The sequence below is a fragment of the Candidatus Nitrospira neomarina genome, from assembly GCF_032051675.1.
Classification (GTDB): domain Bacteria; phylum Nitrospirota; class Nitrospiria; order Nitrospirales; family UBA8639; genus Nitrospira_E; species Nitrospira_E neomarina.
Genome location: NZ_CP116968.1, coordinates 4,478,803 through 4,500,435 on the forward strand (window position 1 = coordinate 4,478,803; position 21,633 = coordinate 4,500,435).

Here is a 21,633-nt window from a genome sequence, read left to right on the forward strand (position 1 = left end):
GATTTTGGTGTACACTGGTTGGCGAGAGGGTGGGAATTTGAAGTCGTGCGGGTCTGGCTAGTCCCGCACTCCCACTAGGGGGCCACGCCCCCTCGTGCCTTCGCACGGCTCCGGTCACCCCATGAAGGAAGTATTCCTCTTACCAAACCCCTTCTTTGGCGAATGCACGGCCGGAGCCCGTCTTAAGATTGCGTTCAAACCAAGGGCCTTTGAGATATCAGAAAATCCCCTATAGGTTACGAGTTTCCAATTTGTGAATTTTTAAGTATGGGCAGAGCCACCGTTGTTGGGAACAATCAGTCCTTTTTTTAAGTCGGAGGTGATCTGAGTTCGTTGAGTTCTCTCAAGCCAGGAGAAAAATTTCCCCCTGAATAGGAATGAACCTGTCTCACTGGAGCCCCCCCATGCCCGCCTCCATATCCACCCCCGAAAATTCCACCAATGGTTTTGCGGACAAAGCCAATGAGCAGGAAAATTCCGAATGAGAAAATTGGGCCAATCACATAAATCACCATGAGCACCATTCCGATAATCCAATCCATGGTTCACCTCCGATGGTTAGGAGTCATGGATTGTCTTCTTTAGATTTAGGAAAAATCATGCCAGATGTATAAGTTTGTGAATTTTGAATTTTTGGAGCCCTAGAGGGCTCTAGGGTTGTGACTAAGGATATGTATTGTATAACTCTTTAAGACAGCCTAAAACTCAAGAGTATGGCGTATTGATAAAAGCAGATGGTCATTCACGAGGCGTAACGGATCTTTCTTTTTCCATCTTCGGTGTAACTCGTAATTTCCCTGTTGAGAGCTCAATTGAAGGGTGTTTTGTTATCGTTTTGGATACAACTAGTATCTAAGGAGATACACATTCCTCGGTATCGTGTGACTTTGTTACTCCCAAAAATGTTCGGAAGTTTTTCGCGAAACTTCGTAAACATAAAGGAAAAACCTTCAATAGACGGATGGCAAAACTTTGTGGGTATAAATTTTGCTGGTCATTTCGGGAATCGGGAAAGGCCATATCTTGCGGTGAAAAGTTATGAGCATTTCTACCTTATGAATGGTACAAAACAATAATTCGTAACGATTGAAAATTAGGGATAAATTTTATTCGAGTTATTTCTTAGAAAAAATATGCATGGTGGAAATTCTAAAGGAGTTATATTCGAAAGTAGTGTCTGAGAGAGGGTTGAAAAGACGCGGCGTCTCAGATTGAAATGTCTCGTTGGGATATTGTCAATTTAACTCGCATTTGGCACACTCGGTGGCATGAACTCCAAAAGGCCCAACTATCAACGACATCGTTTTCCTTCTGAAATCATTAGCCACGAGGTGTGGCTGTACCATCGATTCTGTCTGAGCTTCCGCGAAGTGGAGGAGTTTCAGGCTGAACGAGGCATCACCGTCACCTATGAAGCCGTTCATCAATGGTGTCAAAAGTTTTGTCCTGATTATGCTCGCAAACTGAAAAAACGACAAGGACGCCTCGGAGACACGTGGCACATTGATGAAGTCTTTGTCACCATTCAAGGAAAACGGCACTATTTGTGGTGGGCTGTCGACCAGAACGGCTATACCATTGATATCCTAGTGCAAAGGCGTTGCAATCAGCGGACCGCGGAACGGGTTTTCTTCAGCATGCTCATAGGCCAAGGGTGGGAACCACAGTGGTTGGTCACTGACAAACTGCGAGGCTATGATGCAGCCCATCGCACCATCATACCCACCGTGAATCACATCAATCACGTCTATGCGAATAACCGAACGGAAGTGTCGTACCAACCTACGCGACAATGTGAGTGTCATATGCGAGGATTCTCTTCGTCATCACAAGCGCAACAGTTCCTGACGTTGCATGGGCTCACTCAGAATCTCTTTCACCTCGGCCGTCATCTGATCCAGGCGGTCAACTATCGGCTCTTACGGAGTCAGGCCTTTCAATTTTGGAAGAAAGCGGTGGGAGGGTCGCATTGCTTGGCAATTCCGTTCCATTGTGCGTACAGCCCCATAAATTGACAATGCCTAAAAACCTTTAATATGGAGGATCAACATATGGCAAAGCGTAGGTCTACCTCTAAACCTCGGAAGCAACCGCAACCATCGACAGCTATCCGGCGCGGTCGCGCAGAAGGGCAAACTCATGCGGATTCTGGAGAGCTTCGGGGCACGCCTACTATGGGTGCGGCGGTCATCTCTGGATTCTCTTTTGCAAGGAAATCGGTTGTTTATTATGAAATTGAAGGGATGGCTATTGTCGAGGGCGATATTGCACTAGGGACGGTCGATGTCGTGAAGGAGAGGACCGCGGCCGGACGCGAGGCGGTTGCCACCGACCCGAACATGGCCTTTGGAGTCGGTATTCCTGGAAGCCAGTTTCGGTGGCCGAACTGTCGGATTCCCTACGAAATTGATCCGAATCTCCCGAATCAACAACGTGTTACCGACGCAATTGCCCACTGGGAGGCCAATACGGCTTTTCGATTCCCTTTACGGACAACAGCCAATGCGGGCCAGTATCCAAATTACGTGCGGTTCACCGATGCTGGTGGATGTTGGTCAATGGTGGGCATGCAGGGTGGTCAGCAGACCATCAGTCTGGGATCTGGGTGCTCAACAGGAAATACGATCCACGAGATTGGTCACGCAGTGGGGTTGTGGCATGAACAGAGCCGAGAAGATCGTGATTTGTTTGTAACCATCAACTGGCAGAATATCCAGTCGGGAATGGCCGCTCAGTTTAACCAGCATATTACGGACGGGGATGATTGGGGTACCTATGACTATGGATCGATCATGCATTACCCGCGCACAGCCTTCAGTAAGAATGGGCAGGAGACGATTACGCCCATAGACCCTAACGCTCAAATCGGTCAGCGCAATGGTCTCTCGCCCGGAGACACTGCAGCAGTTCGGGCCATGTATCCTGGATGCTACAAAGTTCCGAAGTCGCCATGGAGTGACCCCAATAAATTTAAGAAGATCCTGGACGATGGGTGGTTCAAGAAGTTGCGCGATCCTTTGAAATTGCCGCGCGATCCGGGACCGATTAAGTCAACCTATGATCCCATGCCACCCTGGCGTCCCGAAATACGGACCAGGCCAGGGACGCTAAGACCCTTTAGCCTTGCTACGCCCCACCATGCCCCTTCAGCGCTGGGTTTCGGAGCGGCCGAAATGGGTGATGCCGGCTCCATGCTGTATTTTTCCGGGCTCGAACAAGAACTACTTGATCTTGAGGCGTCAATTACTCAGGCCCAGGCAACTGCGGCTCAAGCGAATGCTGAAGCGGGTCGGTTGCAGGAAGCCAGAGAAGCAGTTGCGATGGCCTATGAGGAGGCGATCAATCAATTCCGTGGTGGAAATCCTGGGTGATACTTATCGTCTCCCATCCAGAGGACGATCATGCCATGGCGGTGCTCGCCGCTCTCGAGTGCCGCGAGCACCCGGCAGTGCTTCTTGACACCTCTCAGTACCCGAGTAATGCCTTGGTCACCCAAAGATTTGCGGACGGCCACCGCCACGACGAAGTCTCGATCCATGGGCAAAGAATTGACCTGGCTACCTGTCATGCTGCATGGTGGCGAAGACCGCAGCCCTTCACCTTGCAGCCCGGTATAGCACCGGATGTTGTTTCATTTACCCACACTGAGTGTCACGAGGCTATCGCTGGTCTCTGGGCGGCGCTCGATGTTTCGTGGGTCAATAAACCCGACCTCGACGAGATTGCGCACCATAAACCCTACCAATTGGCAATGGCGACCAAAGTTGGATTGCCTATTCCGAGAACCGTCATTACTAATGACCCTGATGCCGCTCGCAGACTCATTGCTGAACTTGGTCCTGAACGCACCATATACAAGACTTTTCTCGCTTCTGAACAATTCTGGCGAGAGACCCGCCTAATGCGGCCCGAGGAGATGGAGATCCTCGATAGGGTGCGACTCGCCCCAGTCATTTTCCAGGAATATGTACCAGCCATCGCAGATATCCGTGTAACTGTTGTCGGAACCAAAATGTTTGCCACTGCGATTTCTCCGGCACCCGGGGGCTACGAGATTGACTACCGCATGGATATGGATGGAGCCCGTTTCGAGCCGACATCCCTTCCCATCAAAATCCAGAAGCAAATTCGGGAACTGATGGACCGGTTAGGGCTAGTTTACGGTGCCGTGGATTTACGTCGATTGCCAGACGGCCGGCATGTGTTCCTTGAGGTAAACCCTGCCGGAGAATGGCGTTTTATCGAGGAACGGACGGAACAGCCCATAACCGACGCGATGGCCAAGCTCCTTATCAAGATCGACCGAAATTGATTCCTAATAAGGAAAGGCCTATGCCAAAGACCAAAATTATCCAAGGTGAAATTGTCCTACCGACTGGAAACGTTCCGGCTGAGCCCGTTGATGTTGTCATTTATGTCGAGGATGTTTCTCGAGCTGACGCCCCCTCAATCGTCGTTGGTATGCAACGACAACACGGGGTTTTGCTGCATGCGGGTTCCATGGTTCAATTTGTGGTAGAAATACCAGTGGAACTCGTAGATCAACGTCGAAGTTATTCAGTGCGTGCCCATATTGATGTGTCGGGGTCTGGGGAAGTGAAGGTGGGGGACTTCGTGTCTACCCAGACATATCCGGTTCTTACCCACGGCCATGGTACTTCAGTTTATGTAAGCGTGAAGCGTGTGTAGCAAATAAGTGGTTAACCCCTTTTCGTTTTCTTGTTTTTGTCAATTTAGCATAAGAGGTTTTGTCAATTTAAGTCAGATTGGGCTGATTTTCTCCTTCAGGACAAGAACTTGAATTCTAAATAATCAATGAGATATGAATTCGTGTATTGCCTAATTTTTGACCAAATTCACTTAACTTGACAAGACCTTCCGCGGCGCGCTGATTGCGGCGACGCTGCACCATAATATTATGGTATCGCCCTCTTGATCCACGGCTCGCCACAGATACTGCCGTTCCCCTCGAATCGTAATAAAGATTTCGTCGATATGCCAGGTGTCACTTAATCGACCTCGTTGTTTCTTGAGCTTGGGTGCGTAAGCAAGCCCAAGCTTTTGACATCACCGGCGAACGGATTCGTAGGTCACGGTGACTCCACGTTCAGCTAAAAGTTCTTCGACTTCACGAAACCTGAGGCAGAATCGATGGTAGAGACACACGGCGTGACTAATAATTTCATAGGGGAACCTGTGACGTTGGTAGCTAATTTGTTAGTCCTCATGCCATTCGTGACCGCGGTGAATCGGGCCTTTCATATGGAAAAGTGAAATACTGGCAGGAAAGGTTTCTACAATTCAGGTCTTAGCCCACCGCGAAGGGTTGACCCGCCGCTATGTCATGCTGGTGCTGCGGTTGAGTTTTCTGGCTCTCGATCTGATTGACGCGATTCTCGCGTGGCATCAACCGCCGACATTCATGCTCGAACCGTTTCGTCGTCCGATTCCGTTGGAGTGGGTGGCCCAACGGAAGTTTTTTGGCTTCCTACCGTTGTAAGCCGGTTTCTCCAGAGAACAGGGTTGTGGTGAGTTCGATCCGGCCACGGGCTCTCTCGGCCCCACACAGAAATGCGCAGTGGGACCGCTAAAAAACCACCAGAGAAATCTGCATGAAAAAGAGAACAATCTGAGGGCGGTGATCGCGGGAGAGCCCCTCGATCATGGCACAATGGGAGCCTATCCCGCGGACGTGTTAGGAGTATTTTCGAAATGCGGGGGGAGAACTGATGTTGTTGCAGGCTGCGTGGCGGAGAGGGTGGGATTTGAACCCACGGTCCCTTGTGAGGACAACGGTTTTCGAGACCGTCCGAATCGGCCACTCTCGCACCTCTCCGTGTTTGTCTATGTTATGTGGTAGAAACTGGTTGGTTACTCCGTAGGTGCTGAAAAAAATTCTGTAAGATCGCTCGACAATCATCTGCCAGGATATCTGAGTCTACCTTCACCCGGTGATTAAACCTGGTCTCTGCCGTGAGATTGCAGATTGACCCACAGGCGCCGGCCTTCGGATCCCATGTGCCAAACACGACTCGGGCAATTCTAGCCTGAATGATGGCTCCTGCACACATGGCGCAGGGTTCCAATGTCACATAGAGGGTGGTGTCTGCCAGACGCCAGGATCCCAGTGCTATCGAAGCGGATCGAATGGCCATGAGTTCGGCATGGGCGGTCGGATCTTGTGTGCTCTCCCGTTGATTGAAGCCCGTTGCGAGAATTTTTTTATTCTGGACTAGCACCGCTCCAACCGGGACTTCTTCCACACGAAAGGCCTGATGCGCCAACTCCAAGGCCATGCGCATGAATTGACTATCCGTGGTGGGATCCAATATCTCCATGGTCATATAAAAAAGTACAGTTGGTTGATGATGGACTGAGTGAAAGTTTTTGTTCCGAAAGGCGAAAAAAATGGTAACATAGCCACTATCTGATGTATAGGTAACCCACCTGGAAATCTTGGTGAAATTTTCCGCCGGTATCGCGTGTCAGAGGCTCGTTCCTTTGGAAAAGGTGCAAGCCATGTGGCAGAGTCTTGCCCACCACTTTTTTGAGAATCGGTTACCTCTGATTACCATTGAGTGGAGCACACGATTAACCGCATCGGCCGGGCTGTTTGTGAGTCAGATTGGGCCAAGAAGCTGGTGGGCCTCACGTGAGTATCGACAAGGTGCGGCTCGAGTGATCCGGCTGTCCGCTCCCTTGCTTCGCGATCAACCCGAAGAAGAGCTCCGACGAACGTTGGCACACGAAATGATTCACCAATGGCAGTTTGATATTCGGAAGCATCGCCCGTCCCATGGGGCGGAATTTCGAGCAATGATGCACCGGATGAATGCGGCGGGACTTGGCGTGACGGTTCGCCATCAGTTGAATGTGGCTGTTCAAAGACATCATCGCTATGCCTGGCAGTGCCTTCAATGCGGAATGGCCTATCATCGGCAACGACGAACGATTATTCCGGGTCGACATATTTGTAGCCGATGTCGAGGAAAGCTTGTCGAAGTTGAGTTACATCGCACTCAAAAAACTCATGAGGAAACGATGGACGGAAAAGACGTGGATCGCGGAGGACATCAGGCAGAGAATGAATCAACTGTGCAGATGTTGTGTGTGGGTGGAATGAAGGACGCCGAAGCCTTATCGACGAAAGGCGTCTTTACCCCGGATGACTTCCGCGAGGAGTTTATCAGCGAGTTTGGCGGCTCGGCGATGGCGCCACCAACGAACGATTAGAGCATAAATCACAATAGTACTTAGGACGAGCAAGAAGCCTGTTGTGATGTTGTCCATAGAGGGAGTGTAGAAGAATAAATTTCCAGATGGCAAGGTGGGGGGGCGTCCTGGGAACGGTGGGAGATACCTGAAGGAACATCGCGTGACTTTAGTGTGCGTAATTATATGAAAGTATTATGAAATTTTGCATGCTCCTTGGAATTTTCTCATAATAAAAAGGGATGGTACGTTCTCCAAATGGACATCCTGATTCTCTTCGCATCCTTGGTCGTCATTTTGTTAGGGGCGGAGGCGTTTACCAACAGTTTAGAACATTTTGGAGAGCGACTCGGGATTTCGGAAGGCGTCACCGGTTCGGTATTTGCGGCGGTGGGAACAGCGTTACCGGAAACGATGGTGCCAATCTTTGCCATCCTGTTGTCATCGGGCTCTGAAACGTTGCGGCACGAAGTGGGCGTGGGGGCTATTCTTGGGGCCCCCCTGATGCTGGCCACATTAGCCTTTTTTCTGATGGGGTTCTTTGCCGCCCGGAAAAGAGGATGGCAGGGCACGTTAAACCCTGAGCCAATCGGATTCGCCCGTGATCTGCTCTGGTTTAACTGGGCGTTTTGTCTGGGAGTGATTGCCGTGTTTGTTCCCCAGGAGTGGGGTTGGGTGCGGCCTATCATTGCGGGTACGCTGGTTATCCTGTATGTGGTGTATTTGTATCAAACCATTCGATCTTCAGCCAATTTAGTGGATGATGGACATGGGACCGAGGCGGATCATCCGCTTTATATGACCATAGCGGGGCTTCCCGATAATTTAATGGTGATCTTGTTCCAAGTGGGATGCGGCCTGGGCCTCATTGTCTTAGGGGCGAAAGGTTTTGTGTATGGGATTGAACAGCTTGCCCCCAAGTGGGGAGTTTCGGCCTTAGCCTTGTCTCTCCTCATTATTCCAATTGCGACTGAATTGCCTGAAAAAGTGAACAGCATTATTTGGATCCGGCGCGGTCGGGATACCCTGGCTGTCGGGAATATTACCGGGGCCATGGTCTTTCAGGGGAGTTTATTGCCGGCCTTGGGAATTATGCTGACAGCCTGGGTGCCGCAACATGAAATTCTCATGGGAATGGCGATGACGTTGGTGGCGGCCTGCTATTTAACCTGGGTGGTACGGCGGGGCGTGTTGAAGCCCATTCATCTGGTTATGAACGGTCTGTGTTACGTGATGTTTGTGGTTTCAGTGCTTTTCTGGTAAGGCCTGGTTTTGAGAGGTTCAAGCATAATGAGCAATACAAAAAGAGCATAGCGATGGCCCTTCCGATAGTTGTTGTCACGCGACGTCTCCCACAACAGGCTTGGGAGGTATTAGGGGCACAGGCCGATCTAGTGTGCTGGGAGCACGATTGCCCCGTTGACCGGAAATGGTTGTTGGATCATCTTCCTGAGGCAGAGGGGCTGTATTGCCTGTTAACGGACCGGATTGATCGGGAGGTGCTTCAGGTTGGAAAACGGCTTCGGGTGATCAGCACCATGGCCGTCGGATATGATCATATTGACGTTGCAGAATGTACGATTCATGGCATTCCGGTTGGACACACGCCAGGGATTTTAACTGAAACAACCGCGGATTTAGCTTTTGCCTTGCTCCTTTCTGCAGCCAGACGAATTGTCGAAGGGGTTGAATATGTGCGACAGGGACAGTGGACAACCTGGAGCCCCGATCTTTTGCTGGGACAGGATGTGCATGGTGCGACATTAGGCATTGTGGGATTTGGCAGGATCGGGCAGGCCATGGCCAGGCGCGCGAAAGGATTCCAAATGGATGTGCTAGTGGTGCCGTCACCGAAGGGTGTGAGTGGATCACCGCAGTCTTCGGTCTCAGTAGAGCCGGGCACTCAGCCAATTGCGAAACCAAAAATACACCGGAAGGGCTCTTTTGAAGGGACCAGTCAGGGCGAACCGGGAGGGTCGTCATTCCATGAGGTTGATTTGCATGAAGCATTGACCCTGGCGGATTTTGTGAGTCTGCATGTCCCCCTGACTCCTCACACGCATCATTTGATTGGGGAAGCCGAATTTCGAGCCATGAAGCCTTCAAGTATTCTAATCAATACGGCTCGTGGGAGCGTAGTTGATCCAGAGGCCCTGTATCACGCCTTAGTGCATGGCCATATTGGTGGGGCAGCCTTGGATGTAACGGATCCGGAGCCCATTCCTGTGACACACCCGCTCCTTACGCTTCCCAACTGTCTGGTTATCCCACACTTGGGGAGTGCGTCTGTGGCGACAAGGACCAGAATGGCCTGCATGGCCGCGGAGAATATCGTTGCCGGGTTACGCGGGGACGCGCTGCCACACTGTGTCAATCCTGAAGTCTATCGCGTGTCACGCAGTTCCGGGACCCGTATGGGATGAATCTCTAAAAAATTGCCCGAGAACTATTTACGCTGTGAAAGGAGTTCGATGATATGGGAGACATTGGAGGTCAATCTGACGATTGGCGGTTGCGTCAAGAGGAGAGATCATGATCCACATCACACCACCGGCCGTGGAAAAATTGAAAGCCTTGATCGAAGAGCACCCCGAGGATCCCATCGTGCGTTTAGCCGTTCGGGACCGGGATGACAAAGTCCTTGTTTTTTCCATTACTCTTGAAGATGCCGTGACACAGGAGGATTCGGTCTTAGATATTGAAGGGCTCATCATTGCCATAGACGGCTCCTGTGCACAACGTCTGGAGGGCGTCACGGTTGATTATGAGGAGGTTGCTGGATTCAGCTTCCACCACCCCGAACCCCCCGATCCTTATAAATTAAACCTGATCCTACCGGAATGAGGCAGACAGAAGGGGATAGATTCTCCATTGAACCCGATTGCAGGAATATTCTTCATCAAGGATTCTTGCTAAGCTAAGCTGGTAACCATATATCCCGCGATTTTTCTTATGATGGAAATATTTTTTGCAACCTGTCCTCGTGGCTTAGAAGACGTTCTGAGCCAAGAACTTCAAGAGTTAGGGGGGCAGGAGATTCGATCGACTCCTGGCGGCGTTGAATGCCAGGGCGTTTTCCCTCTCTGCTACCGGCTCAACTTAGAAAGTCGGATTGCCAGCCGTATTTTGTGGCGGGTGGGGCAGGGGTGGTATCGGGATGAAGAGGACCTGTATCGCCTCGCCTCAAGTCTTCCCTGGCCGGAATATTTTACCGTGGATTGTCACATCAAAGTTCGGCTCATTGCTCAACATTCTCCACTGAAGAGTCTGGAGTTTGCGACACTGCGAGTGAAGGATGCCATTTGTGACCGATTTGTCCGGGCGACACAGGCGCGCCCCGAGGTAAGTAAACGACAACCCGATATTCAAATTGTGGTTTTTGTCGATGCAGAGCATGTGCTGTGGTATATCGACACCTCAGGAGATCCGCTGTTTAAGCGTGGATGGCGGAAGGTGGCGGGGGAAGCGCCGATACGGGAAAATTTGGCGGCAGGCATCCTCAGGCTTTCAGGTTGGACCGGTGAGCAAGTTTTACTTGATCCGATGTGTGGCGCCGGCACCTTTTTAATTGAGGCGGCCTTGATGGCCAAAGGGATTGCCCCAGGCCGTGGGCGGGAATTCGCCTTTCGGCACCTAAAGAATTTTGATTCCACGACCTGGGATTATGTACGCCAAGAGTCGATCAAACCGATCCTCCCCGGTCCGAGTCTTTCAATTTTTGGGTATGATGAGGATGCCAATGCCTTGGCCATGGCCAAAAGAAATCTTGAAGGCGTGGGGCTTGAGGATATTCAATTAGATCAGGTGGATGTATTGGATGTGATGCCTCCTGGATCGAAGGGTTTTTTGATTACCAATCCTCCTTATGGAGTGAGAATGGGAGACCGGTCGGAGCTGGAGGAGTGGTATCCGAAATTTGGGAATCTATTGAAACAGCAGTTTTCGGGGTGGGGGGTCTATGTGCTCACAGCCGATTCGCGTCTTCCTAAACTGATTCATTTGGCGCCCTCACGCAAAATCCCTCTGTTCAATGGTCCGTTGGAATCGAGGCTGTATGAATTTCAGATGGTGGCCGGAAGTAACCGGAAACCGGCAAGGCAGGCCAGGCAACAGGCAGTGAACAAATCAGGCCTTAGATGAGGGGTTTTCCTGCCATGTTTAAGAGCGAAACCCAGACATCTTCAATGCATCGCAGCACATATATCCATTCGTCGCAGGTTTTCGGTCGTTTGAAAAGATGGCAATTGGGGGGGAAAGAAAAATTTTTCGAGGGGCGTGGAGTCTCCTCCGAAAACAAGGCCACCGGAATGATCTGTAAGCGGCGGTCGCGTTGGAGTCCCTTAATAATTTCTTCTCCCGACATATCGGGGAGATGATTGGAGAGAAAAATCAGGTCGGGTTGTGGGGCATCCACAAAGGGGTACTCCTGATTTAAAAAGGCTGTGCCCTGTTCGCCGTCTTCCGCCTCAAAAATCTCCACGCAGATGATTTGGGCCACCGTCAGTGCCTCTTTGAGGGCTTCTGTCTGAGCGATATCATCCTCGATGGTCAGGATCTTAAATGTGTTTTTGACGGCTCCGCGCATGATCCGATGCTCATTTTCCTGGTTGAGGCAGACTGCCCACACTTCAGTCCGGTGAAGGATTGACCTTTGATATATGACAGAAAATACGTGTGTTGGCCTATCTGTTTTTTCGGTTGAAACTTGCTGAGATTAAGAGAAAACCGGCTGGGTCGGATGTTTGATGAAGAAGATGGAGGAGGAGAATGCCGAGGCCTGGACATTTTCGATTGATTGCAGAATGGATCGAGGCTTATTAAACAGAAAAAGTAGGACACCAAATAGCGTCAATCTCACTCAGTATGAACAAACATGAAACATTCAAGCAGAGTAAGAATACTCTTTCCCCTCCCTGGGTTGAGAGAAAGACAGGCCTATGGCTTGATGGAAGATGCTAGTCAGGGAGGTTACCGAGAAGATGCTTGATTGCCGGGATGGCATCGGGGCGAGCGGCGACGATGCCGTTGACGGTGGGCTGAGGTTGGTTGCATTGAATGGGTTTCAGGTCTCTGTCCACGACGATCCCTCCCGCCGCTTGAACCAGGAGGACGGCAGCCGCGATATCCCATTCGTTTTGTAGGCCAAAATTGATCACTCCGTCAATCTGCCCGGCAGCTACCAGTGCCAATGAATAAGCAATGGAACCCATAAGCGGGCGGCAATTAGCGGTTTCTCGCCATGAGCGAATGATCGAGCGGCCCATGGGGCCCGTGTTCACCAGGAACGACAGGCGGTTTCCGGTGGCCTGGCCCACATGAATGGGGTAGCCATTTACGGTCGCCGGTTCACCTCGTACGGCACAATAATATTCCCGGGTGGCGGGATTGAAGATAATCCCGATTGAAACCTGTCCATGGTCAATGAGCGCCAGGGAGATCGCAAATTGTGGGAGATTTTTAATAAAGGGTTTGGTCCCGTCAATGGGATCCAGGATCCACACACGGTTTTTTTTCAGTCTGATGGGGTTGTCGGGCGATTCTTCCGAGAGCCAGCCATCATCAGGATAAACGGCGAACAAGGCTTCCTGAACGATACGATTGACTTCCAAATCGCCATTGGTCACTGGCGATCCGTCCGGCTTGATCTGGATGGCTAATCCTTCATACTGGATTCTGTGAAGGCGATCACTTGCGCGGACCAGGGCTTGTCGGATGATGGAGAGTTCTTGGCGATAATCAGTCATGATCAAAATGGAAGTCGTGCATGGACAATATGGAATCAATGCCCTCTCTTGATATTGTATCCGAAACCATCGGTTAAGTGTGGAGCGTGCTTAACGCATCGGTCCTAACAGTTCATAGCATGAGAGGCGCGTCTGAGGCTAGACTGACTATATGGGGATGGCGGAGTGAAAGGGTCCGGGTGCATGGAATGAGACGGGAGGAGAATTTCAGGGGCGTACTATGCAAACCGTGACCGTGAGGCTGAAAATTTCACCGGAACGCTTTCAGGCCTATTACCAGGGTGTGGTGGAATCTGTGGTGGCACAGTCAATCGATGGTCGGAGGATACAATTTCCCGCCAGAGTGCTTCGTCCCTTTGTCTCGCATCAGGGGATCCAGGGAACCTTTGAGATCACCTTCGATGCCGATTTGAAGTTTCATTCGATTCGTTTGGCACAGGACGGCAGGTGAGCGCAGCCGAAATGACTGGAGATGAGTATTCCCTGGTTGGATTATTTCTGAGTGCGTTTCTTTCCTCAACCGTATTACCGGGTAGCTCTGAGGTCGTCTTCCTCATTTTGGCCGCACAGGGGCATCTTCCGGCCTGGAGTCTGCTTGCCACGGCGACGGCGGGCAATACCCTGGGTGGGATGAGTTCCTGGGCTTTGGGGTGGCTTATCGGGTGGTGGTATCCACTCCATGAGTTCACCAAGCCGGCCCACCATCTTGCCGTGGAACGGGTTCGCAAGTGGGGTAGTCCAGTGCTGTTATTGTCCTGGGTGCCGGTCATTGGGGATCCGCTGTGTATTGCGGCAGGATGGTTGCGGATTGGGTGGGTGCGTGCCCTGTTGTGTATTGGGATTGGCAAAGGGTGCCGGTATATGGTTTTGTTTGTCCTGTTACCCACCAGTGGCGGGTGAACGACGCAGGCGTCTGCCTATAGCATTCAGAAAACGTTGTTGGTATGGTTGGCCTTGCCTCTCAATTGCCTCCTTGTTGATAAATTGCTGCCCATACGATCAATTCCCCCCAAGTTTCCAATCTATAATGGAGTCGTCATATCGTGAACGTTCCCCTTCTTGATCTGAAATCTCAATACACCGCCATCAAGCAGGATATTCAGGTGGTATTGGAAAAGGTGTGTGCGGAACAAAGTTTTATTCTGGGAGCTCAGGTTCAGAGTCTGGAGGAGAACCTGGCATCATATATCGGCACAGACCATGCGATTGGGGTGGCATCAGGAAGCGATGCGTTATTGTTGTCGTTGATGGAGGTGGGGGTTCAACCGGGCGATCGTGTCGTGACCGTCCCCTTTACATTTTTTGCGTCTGCAGGAGTGATTTCCCGGCTTCATGCGCGACCGGTGTTTGTCGATGTGACGCCTGATACTTTTAATCTCGATCCCATACGGTTAGCGGATAGCCTCGCTTCAGACGTCAAAGCCATTCTTCCGGTTCATCTCTTTGGACAATGCGCGGATATGGAAACGATTCTTCAGATCGCCGATGCACAGGAAATCCCGGTTATTGAAGATGCCTGCCAGGCCATCGGTGCGGCTCGAAACGGTGTCCGGGCCGGAGCCTTCGGACGCACGGGGGGCTTCAGCTTTTTCCCCTCGAAAAATTTAGGGGGATTTGGCGACGGCGGGTTGATTACGACGCGAGACCCACTGGTGGCCGAGCGACTGCGACTTTTGCGTGTGCATGGAAGCCGATCAGAATATCATCATCATTTAATCGGAATAAACAGCCGGTTGGATGCGCTACAAGCGGCCATTCTTCAGGTGAAATTTCAGCATTTGGCTGAGTGGACCGCGAAGCGCCAAGCGCATGCGGCCACTTACCAGCAGATGTTTCAGACATACGGTCTTGATGAGCACGTGACCGTGCCGATCGTGGCATCCGGCAATAGTCATGTTTACAACCAGTTCACCGTTCGCACGCGGCAGCGAGACGAACTCAGTGCCTACCTGACCCACCATGGAATCGGTAATCGCATTTATTATCCTGTCCCCCTTCATCTTCAGGAATGTTACCAGGATCTCGGGTATCATAAAGGCGATTTTCCGGTCTCGGAACAGCTCTCCCAAGAGGTGCTTTCTCTTCCCATCTATCCGGAACTCACCCAGGATCAACTTCAGTATGTGGTCGACACAATCAACGCCTTTTTTCATAAATAGATGACGTCATAAAAAAATTAAAAAAATGGAAAATCACACATGTTGACAATATCTATTAGAATTTCCCATATAATCGGAATGCACTGAATTCAGGGTGGCAAGTTTATGGGGCGAGTAATGGTCATGGGGTCTGTGCCCATTATTTAACCTTATGGTGGGAATCTGTCCAGTTACCTGTGTGATGACAGGGGAGTAAAACGGAGTTTACGTTGTGGTGGAAAGCTGTGGAGTGGTGGCTCGACCTATATACAGGGTATAGGCAAACAAACCGCCCTCCTTCGCTTCGAGAGGCAGTTAGTAGAATCTATTACTCAAAAAAATATTTGGATATCTGCTCCTTTCAAAATTTTCTTTAGGTTGTCAAAACCTTCCGGTAATTGTTACTTGGGGCAGCTCATCTATGACTCTCTGATTTACTCCTTCTTTTAAGAACTTTAAGCCAACTATCCGGTGGATAACCAGCGCGCCAGAGATATTTTGTCCCGTATCGATCGGCTCGTAACTCCTGCTCCATTGAGTAATCGCGAACGGCGAGTTCCCCTATTTCGATGCTTGGGTAGGCTGTTGTGATCATCCCACCTATCATCGCAGCAGTGGCAACTAGTCCTGCGAACGATCCCTCAGTATTGGAACTGAAGGGTTTTTGAATTGAGAACCAGTAACTGGGGTCATATACAATTCCAACTGTCATGCCGGCGATTAGTCCTATCATAATGGCATTAAACTTAAGATTTTGCCAGTAGAAGTAATCTTCAAAACGGGTTATTGCATCATACTGCAATACATGATCCATCTCATGAGCCAAGACTGCTGCAAGTTCGTTTACGTCTTTCAGCTCTCTCAGCAGGCCAGTAGTGATGAATAGGTCACCGTTAGGTGCTGCATAGGCATTACTGTAACTTGAAGCATATATATAGACAGCGAAGCGCTGATCAAAATCGGCGTTGGCGCTGGTTTTCAAACGTTTTAAGATTTCTTCCATGCGTTTTGTGAGTGAGTCATTTTCAATGACGTAATTTCTACTTCTTTTTAAGGCCGACTGCAGGTTCCCATTGCGTGTCGCATGCTTATACCACTTTGGTTTGGCAATTTCTTTTTTGGGTGGATCGCCTCTCAATGAGAGTTGGGGAGTTGGAGGAGAAAGAAGTTGTGTCCACTGGCTTTCTGGAAACAATTGCAGTTCAAGGGCGTTAAGATAATTCTTCATTGAAAGGGTAGCCACTTTGCTGTGCTCGATCAACTGGTCAGACAAATCATAACCACTTACTTCCTCTTGTGGATTAGCCGCTCTACCTGAAGTTGGCGATACCCACGCAACTGCCACCTGCGTTGTGGCATCATCAATTCTGCGCGCGCTCACAGCGATCCAAGCTTCTACGTAATCTAGCTGCGGCACTCCTGTAAACTTGAGGTCGAGAAATGGTTGGTGGTTTAGTGGCTTACTCGCTATGAAAAGCAGCCGGTAGTCCTCATCAGAGTCGGCGTTAAGTCCCAATATCCCACCACCCTGAATGGCAAGATTAAGGCAGGTTTGCCACACCACCGCCAAGGGTCGGGGGAAATTCTTCGTGTAGTTGTTTTTTGCTTTAGCAAGAATTTCATTTCTGCTGGGCAATTTGATTCCTTTAAAATGATCGCGTTCCCAGGAAAAATAGGGCCTGAGTGATTTATTGGTGCATCCCAACCCAGGCAAGACCATGGCCAAGATCAGAATGGAAACAAGACAGCAGCGAATACGGTATCGGGATTGGAATAACAATATTACATTCCTATTCTGTTCCGCACTCGTTTGACGAATTCGTTTTCAAATTCACCAAGAGACAGGCCATGATCCTTACGGGGATCATGGGGGTAGCACACTTTCCGCACGAAAACCAATGCGCCATTTGACCCGGTTGCTTGTATTCGGATGACAGTAAGAGCGGTAGCCTCAATCTTTGTGATGCCAGTTCGGCGCACCTTATAACAATCATCCGAGACATTTTCATCTGCCCAAGAAATGAGGTGAAACCGTTGATTAACAACGAGATCTCGGGAACGATTTAGAGCCCCAACCTCGAAAAGGGTAGCTTGCCACACTTTTTCTACGGGCTCTGCAATCGAGTACCTTTGAAGATAGGGCTCTTTTAGGCCAGGGATATCTTTCTCGTCCAGGATCTTGATGCAGCCTGAAAGGAGGCCTGCGGTTAGTAGTAGAGAAATAAGCCTAGAGCTAAGGGAGTTTATCATTCGGGCAATTCTTTGAGTCATTGTTAACTTCTTCTTTGAAATCATCGATCACGAGCTCTAAGTTGTCGATCCTCTTTTTATAATCTGGGTGTCTAGGCATTGAAGTGGTGCATGAGTTAATTCCCAATAGAATAAACGCAAATAGCAATAGCTTCATCACGATTGTATTGACAGGCATCGCTATCCCCCCAATTGCGAAGAGAGGGAACGGGCAAGAAGCGCAAATCCATATGCCCAAAGGAGAAATCCTCCTGAGAAAACCACAATTAGTATGAAGCCGGCACTAATTATTGACCATACCTTCCAAATCTTTTCCGGATGGTCATATGCTGCAAAGCTGAGCATGAGTTTCTCTACTGTATAGTCAGGGTGATCAATCATGTACTCTTGAGCTTTGTCTGTTAGTGACCAGTCTGCGAGGTAAAACCCAATTTGAATTCTATCTGGAGGCCAACCCGCAGGAGGACTGACCGTCCAGAAACTTCGTCCGAAGCCATAGGAAACGACTAGTAAAAGGCCGAGAAGGATGAGAATAATAGCCTTTTTGGCCGAACCCTTCGTCGCATGCCCAGATTTAAGGGCATGTAGAACAATGGCAATTGCAACACCACCAGTTAGGAGAGACACTGCTTCGAACATTGGCGGCGCGTAAGTATTAAAAAAGGCAATGCCCGGTAAAAGGCCTCCTGCACTTCCTGCAAGCGCAGAAACCCATTCCATAAAATGCAGATAATTCGCTGGCGGCTTATCCAGCATAGCTTCTTATCATTCCTATGGTAGCTGCTCCTCAAAACCCACTTCCACATACGGAGAAAAAATGTCAAATTCTTCTTTCGGGGAAGTCACCTCTCCATTACGTTCGGTCCACATACGGTAGGTGCCGATCGGCAAATTATATGGTTCAGATGAATTCGTCAGTCTTGAAACGTTTTTTACATCCTCCTCTGTTATCTGTTGATACTTTACTCGAGCTCCGTCACGCTCAGTATAGAAAATTACATCTGCTAGGTACCCTGTACTCTGCATCTCAGAAGAAACTTTTTTTATAGCTTCAACTTCCGCTTCTTTGTTTTTGCTGTTCTTCAGCTGTTCTAGCGCGTCCACCACTTTTTCTGATTTGTTTTCGAATGCAGCAATTTCAGAAGCCGTTGAGTTTTCTGGGGGAAACAAAAAATTAGCTTCTTTAAGGTCTGTGTAAATGCGTTTTGCACGAGTTGAAGCATCCATGCCAGTACTGGGCTTAATTTGGTTAGCCAGACATCCGGGTGAAGAAAAGCTGAGAATGAAACTAATCGCAAGGAGAACTCTAGTCTGATTCATTCTGCACCTCCGGAACATCTGTTAGATATTTTCTTTTTAAAATAGTTTGCATGAAAAAGATTTCCAATAAAAGCCGCGATTGAATGTGCGAAATTAATTTTTCTTAGCGCAGGATACGAAAGACACCTAAGATACAATTAAAGGTAAATGCTTTAGTGATTACTTCGTGATTAACCACTTTCCCTCATTTCATCAGCTTGTCTATTTTCTTAATGATTTGTTTGGCCTAAGATTGTTGGAAATTCCTCAAGGCAATAACCCTAGCACTTCACAAGTTTTCTCTTAGTTGACAGATTTTAATCTTAAGTAAACCCATATTATTTCTTGTGAAAAAGGGGCTGAAAAATGTTGTCTAATTTTTTTAATAAAATCAAGTACACTCTTTTTCTCTTTCCTTTTCGGGCAACTGCAAAGTAAATCATAAGGAATCTTGAGGTGTGTATAAATTCGGAGGAAGCTCTCAAAATAATTCAAGAGTGAGAGTTTCAGATGAGGTGAGGAGGCGACGTCGATCAAGCAGGAGGCAACTGATTTGATTGTCAACTTGAAGGCATTGAATGAATGAAGTGAGAACGAGATTTTCAAAAAGGGACGGGGGGCTCTGTCAAGGACGTGATGGGATATATGAGATGGTTCGAAGTTGCAGCAAGTCCTTTTCAAACATGTTTCTAAGGGGGTGGTCATGAGCCTTGCAAGCACACGTAAGAGTTAAAATTGGCAAAGTATTTCTGTATGTTGCCTCTCATTCATTCGTCCTTGCCTTATTGAGCCAATTCGTCAGTTGACTCATTTGGTTATACCTTCAATTCGGTGGGGAATATTTTGGTCATCTTGGATCAGGTGAATTCTGCCGAGAACCGTACGCAAATCTATATAAAGCCCTCTTTTCCCGGAGCTCAATCGGGCGTCCTGGCCTAATGGGTTGTCGAAACGCACTTTTTCAATGAAGCAGATGGCATTCACGTGGCACGTCTATGTTCCAAGATGGAGCGGAGAGAGAAACGACTAAGGATAGCTGGCTCGGATGACGCTGCGGAGTCCGCCTCTGGCAGTGAATTCCCCAGTCACAGTTGCTGAGACCGGACGACAGGCTTTGACGAAATCGGCCAGGATTCTGTTGACCGCATTTTCATAAAAGATGCCCAGGTTTCGATAGGCGTGGATATAGGTTTTGAGGGATTTTAACTCAAGACAGGATTTGTCCGGCACATAGGTCAACCGGATTGTGCCAAAATCAGGGAGTCCTGTTTTGGGACAAATAGCCGTATATTCAGGAATTTCAATGGTAATTTCGTAGCCTGGATATTGGTTCGGCCAGGTTTCGATTTTTGGCAATTTATCGGCAATCCCGCTCTTGGCATGCCGTTCCGAATAGCCTGATTTTGAAGAAATGTGCGATTTTTTCATGCGTTGAAGGCTCGTCTCCTTGGATGGTTCAGCAAGTCACCCAGTCTACTCTTTTCTGAAATTTTCCCGCAACCTTATGCCGCCACTTTCTTGAGAATACCCCTACCCTGGGCTATACTCGCGTGTCATTTGTGGCGCGCTTGGTATTTTGCCGAAGCGGTTGTTATTCACCATCCAAAGGTACCCTGACCCCGATTCTGTGTGTGACAAGGTTTACTTGTCGAAAAAATTGGGGGGGAATTGTGAGGTCTGTCTAAGACGATGAGCAGTATCACGGTGTTGGAAGCTGACGATTTTGTGAAAGGCCTGCAAGGCATTGGATTCGATTTTTTTACCGGTGTACCGGATACGATTTTGGGGGGCATTATTGCCCATTTGACGGAAGAACGGTTGTATACCCCGGCAGTTCGTGAAGATGAGGCTGTGGCGATGGCCGCAGGAGCCTACCTGGGTGGGAAAATTCCGGTAGTCTTGATGCAAAATTCCGGATTAGGTAATGCGCTGAATGTTCTGGCTTCTCTCAATTTGATTTATCAGATTCCCTGTTTGCTGTTGGTTTCCTGGCGTGGCTTCGAGGGCAAAGACGCACCTGAACACCTGGTCATGGGGGAAACCATGACGACGCTTTTGGATACGGTACGGATTCCCCACAGGACGTTGTCCCAGAAGACAATTGTGGAGGATCTGAAATGGACAGCCACAACCTTTATGGAGAAGCGGATCCCTGTCGCCCTATTGCTGAAAAAGGGCATCGTGAAAACCATTCAGCCCTAGTGGGATGTTGAAGATATGTCCTATGGCCCTGTACGGATTTCTCGATTTGATTTCGTGAGAAAAGAGCAGCGGATCTGCACTCCTGTTTGGTCTGTGGACAATGGGTTGGGGTGCCTACGCGAAGAAATAACCATGGTGTTGGAGATGCAACGATGATTGGACCTGAAGAAGGGGTCATGCAGAGCCGGGCGCAGGCGATGGCGGCCATGTTGGAACTGATGACCGATCAACTGCTTATTGTGTGCAACGGGTTTCCGTCACGTGAAGCCTGTAAACTCCGTGATCGGCCTCAAAATTTTTATATGATTGGCTCGATGGGCGCGACGGCGGGCATCGGATTAGGATTGGCTCTGGCCCAGCCAGAAAAAACGGTGGTAGTCTTTGATGGCGACGGAAATGTGCTGATGAGTCTTGGCACGTTGGCCACGATTAGTGCGTTGCGGCCGAAAAATCTCATTCATGTGGTCTTTGATAATGAGGTGTATGGGACCACCGGAAATCAGCCCACCTATTCCAGGGTTGTCGGCCTGGATAAAATGGCCAAAGCGGCAGGATACAAGAATGTTGAGCGAGTTTGGGAGCGAGAAGATATTGTGTATGAGTTCAAGGCCATGTTAGAGGATGACGGGCCGAGTTTTTTGTTGGTCAAGGTGAATGAACAGCTTGAAGATGCGGATCGGATTGCCTTGAGTCCGGCTGAGCTGACGAAACGGTTTAAGGGGAGTGTCACCTAACGGCACACGTATTCGCGTGACAGCCTACTCGCCAGCACGTAAGCCTGTAAAGGA

At 49.4% G+C, this 21,633-nt stretch carries 24 protein-coding genes and 1 tRNA gene; 15 read left to right on the top strand and 10 right to left on the bottom strand.

Features of this window, described 5'->3' with window-relative positions:
* Positions 1-308: 308 nt before the first annotated feature.
* Positions 309-542 (bottom strand): hypothetical protein, encoded by a 234-nt coding sequence (locus PQG83_RS19415; protein WP_312744573.1) that lies wholly within the window; start codon positions 540-542, stop codon positions 309-311.
* Between the two features lie 726 nt (positions 543-1,268).
* Between PQG83_RS19415 and PQG83_RS19420 the strand changes: the two genes are divergently transcribed.
* The 4 genes from PQG83_RS19420 to PQG83_RS19440 are packed head-to-tail and all read left to right on the top strand — an operon-like array spanning position 1,269 to position 4,689.
* Positions 1,269-2,015: an IS6 family transposase gene (locus PQG83_RS19420; RefSeq protein ID WP_312744576.1), complete on the top strand. Its 747-nt coding sequence runs from the start codon at positions 1,269-1,271 to the stop codon at positions 2,013-2,015.
* Positions 2,016-2,051: 36 nt separating this feature from the next.
* The gene (gene legP, locus PQG83_RS19425; RefSeq protein WP_312744578.1) at positions 2,052-3,371 is read left to right on the top strand and encodes a Dot/Icm T4SS effector Zinc-dependent metalloprotease LegP; all 1,320 of its coding nucleotides are present in this window, start codon (positions 2,052-2,054) and stop codon (positions 3,369-3,371) included.
* A 35-nt stretch (positions 3,372-3,406) separates the two neighbouring features.
* Positions 3,407-4,312, top strand: coding sequence for an MvdC/MvdD family ATP grasp protein (locus PQG83_RS19435; protein ID WP_376753614.1), 906 nt, complete (start codon positions 3,407-3,409; stop codon positions 4,310-4,312).
* A 20-nt stretch (positions 4,313-4,332) separates the two neighbouring features.
* Entirely contained in the window at positions 4,333-4,689 is a 357-nt protein-coding gene (locus PQG83_RS19440) for a YbaY family lipoprotein (RefSeq protein WP_312744586.1), read from the top strand.
* 171 nt (positions 4,690-4,860) lie between these two features.
* On the opposite strand, the gene PQG83_RS21115 is transcribed toward PQG83_RS19440, so the two are convergent.
* On the bottom strand, positions 4,861-4,995 hold the full coding sequence (locus PQG83_RS21115; RefSeq protein ID WP_376753615.1) for a DDE-type integrase/transposase/recombinase: 135 nt from the start codon (positions 4,993-4,995) through the stop codon (positions 4,861-4,863).
* Between the two features lie 331 nt (positions 4,996-5,326).
* Between PQG83_RS21115 and PQG83_RS19445 the strand changes: the two genes are divergently transcribed.
* Positions 5,327-5,500: a hypothetical protein gene (locus PQG83_RS19445; RefSeq protein ID WP_312744588.1), complete on the top strand. Its 174-nt coding sequence runs from the start codon at positions 5,327-5,329 to the stop codon at positions 5,498-5,500.
* 247 nt (positions 5,501-5,747) lie between these two features.
* Here PQG83_RS19445 and PQG83_RS19450 read toward each other — a convergent pair.
* A tRNA-Ser gene (locus tag PQG83_RS19450) sits at positions 5,748-5,836 on the bottom strand.
* Between the two features lie 13 nt (positions 5,837-5,849).
* Entirely contained in the window at positions 5,850-6,338 is a 489-nt protein-coding gene (gene tadA, locus PQG83_RS19455; protein WP_312749153.1) for a tRNA adenosine(34) deaminase TadA, read from the bottom strand.
* Positions 6,339-6,519: 181 nt separating this feature from the next.
* Between tadA and PQG83_RS19460 the strand changes: the two genes are divergently transcribed.
* The 5 genes from PQG83_RS19460 to PQG83_RS19480 all read left to right on the top strand — a co-directional run bounded on the left by PQG83_RS19460 (position 6,520) and on the right by PQG83_RS19480 (position 11,352).
* Positions 6,520-7,233 (top strand): SprT-like domain-containing protein, encoded by a 714-nt coding sequence (locus PQG83_RS19460; protein WP_312744590.1) that lies wholly within the window; start codon positions 6,520-6,522, stop codon positions 7,231-7,233.
* A 237-nt stretch (positions 7,234-7,470) separates the two neighbouring features.
* Complete coding sequence (locus tag PQG83_RS19465; protein WP_312744592.1) at positions 7,471-8,475, top strand: sodium:calcium antiporter; 1,005 nt, start codon at positions 7,471-7,473, stop codon at positions 8,473-8,475.
* Between the two features lie 53 nt (positions 8,476-8,528).
* Positions 8,529-9,635: a 2-hydroxyacid dehydrogenase gene (locus PQG83_RS19470; protein ID WP_312744594.1), complete on the top strand. Its 1,107-nt coding sequence runs from the start codon at positions 8,529-8,531 to the stop codon at positions 9,633-9,635.
* 109 nt (positions 9,636-9,744) lie between these two features.
* Positions 9,745-10,056: a HesB/IscA family protein gene (locus PQG83_RS19475; protein ID WP_312744596.1), complete on the top strand. Its 312-nt coding sequence runs from the start codon at positions 9,745-9,747 to the stop codon at positions 10,054-10,056.
* Between the two features lie 108 nt (positions 10,057-10,164).
* Entirely contained in the window at positions 10,165-11,352 is a 1,188-nt protein-coding gene (locus PQG83_RS19480) for a THUMP domain-containing class I SAM-dependent RNA methyltransferase (protein ID WP_312744598.1), read from the top strand.
* Here the strand turns inward: PQG83_RS19480 and PQG83_RS19485 are convergent.
* Together PQG83_RS19485 and PQG83_RS19490 are read right to left on the bottom strand one after the other, a co-directional pair.
* Positions 11,345-11,797 carry a response regulator gene (locus tag PQG83_RS19485; protein ID WP_312744600.1) on the bottom strand — a complete coding sequence of 151 codons (453 nt, stop codon included), beginning with the start codon at positions 11,795-11,797 and terminating at the stop codon, positions 11,345-11,347. The genes PQG83_RS19480 and PQG83_RS19485 overlap by 8 nt on opposite strands.
* 370 nt (positions 11,798-12,167) lie before the next feature.
* On the bottom strand, positions 12,168-12,956 hold the full coding sequence (locus PQG83_RS19490; protein WP_312744603.1) for a 3'(2'),5'-bisphosphate nucleotidase CysQ: 789 nt from the start codon (positions 12,954-12,956) through the stop codon (positions 12,168-12,170).
* A gap of 220 nt (positions 12,957-13,176) precedes the next feature.
* Between PQG83_RS19490 and PQG83_RS19495 the strand changes: the two genes are divergently transcribed.
* The 3 genes from PQG83_RS19495 to PQG83_RS19505 all read left to right on the top strand — a co-directional run bounded on the left by PQG83_RS19495 (position 13,177) and on the right by PQG83_RS19505 (position 15,115).
* Entirely contained in the window at positions 13,177-13,407 is a 231-nt protein-coding gene (locus PQG83_RS19495) for a DUF2835 domain-containing protein (protein WP_312744606.1), read from the top strand.
* The gene (locus tag PQG83_RS19500; protein WP_312744609.1) at positions 13,404-13,856 is read left to right on the top strand and encodes a YqaA family protein; all 453 of its coding nucleotides are present in this window, start codon (positions 13,404-13,406) and stop codon (positions 13,854-13,856) included. The genes PQG83_RS19495 and PQG83_RS19500 overlap by 4 nt, the downstream gene beginning before the upstream one ends.
* A 143-nt stretch (positions 13,857-13,999) precedes the next feature.
* Entirely contained in the window at positions 14,000-15,115 is a 1,116-nt protein-coding gene (locus PQG83_RS19505; protein WP_312744611.1) for a DegT/DnrJ/EryC1/StrS family aminotransferase, read from the top strand.
* Positions 15,116-15,509: 394 nt separating this feature from the next.
* Here the strand turns inward: PQG83_RS19505 and PQG83_RS19510 are convergent, their stop codons facing one another.
* The 4 genes from PQG83_RS19510 to queF form a co-directional block, all read right to left on the bottom strand.
* Positions 15,510-16,874, bottom strand: a complete 1,365-nt coding sequence (locus tag PQG83_RS19510) for a M48 family metallopeptidase (RefSeq protein WP_312744614.1) — start codon at positions 16,872-16,874, stop codon at positions 15,510-15,512.
* A gap of 650 nt (positions 16,875-17,524) precedes the next feature.
* Complete coding sequence (locus PQG83_RS19515; RefSeq protein ID WP_312744617.1) at positions 17,525-18,100, bottom strand: hypothetical protein; 576 nt, start codon at positions 18,098-18,100, stop codon at positions 17,525-17,527.
* A 15-nt stretch (positions 18,101-18,115) separates the two neighbouring features.
* Positions 18,116-18,664, bottom strand: a complete 549-nt coding sequence (locus PQG83_RS19520) for a hypothetical protein (protein WP_312744620.1) — start codon at positions 18,662-18,664, stop codon at positions 18,116-18,118.
* A 1,005-nt stretch (positions 18,665-19,669) separates the two neighbouring features.
* On the bottom strand, positions 19,670-20,071 hold the full coding sequence (gene queF / locus PQG83_RS19525; protein WP_312744622.1) for a preQ(1) synthase: 402 nt from the start codon (positions 20,069-20,071) through the stop codon (positions 19,670-19,672).
* 261 nt (positions 20,072-20,332) lie between these two features.
* On the opposite strand from queF, the gene PQG83_RS19530 reads away from it, so the two are divergent.
* Together PQG83_RS19530 and PQG83_RS19535 are read left to right on the top strand one after the other, a co-directional pair.
* Positions 20,333-20,845, top strand: a complete 513-nt coding sequence (locus PQG83_RS19530; RefSeq protein ID WP_312744625.1) for a thiamine pyrophosphate-binding protein — start codon at positions 20,333-20,335, stop codon at positions 20,843-20,845.
* A gap of 152 nt (positions 20,846-20,997) precedes the next feature.
* The gene (locus PQG83_RS19535; protein WP_312744628.1) at positions 20,998-21,579 is read left to right on the top strand and encodes a thiamine pyrophosphate-dependent enzyme; all 582 of its coding nucleotides are present in this window, start codon (positions 20,998-21,000) and stop codon (positions 21,577-21,579) included.
* Positions 21,580-21,633: the final 54 nt, after the last annotated feature.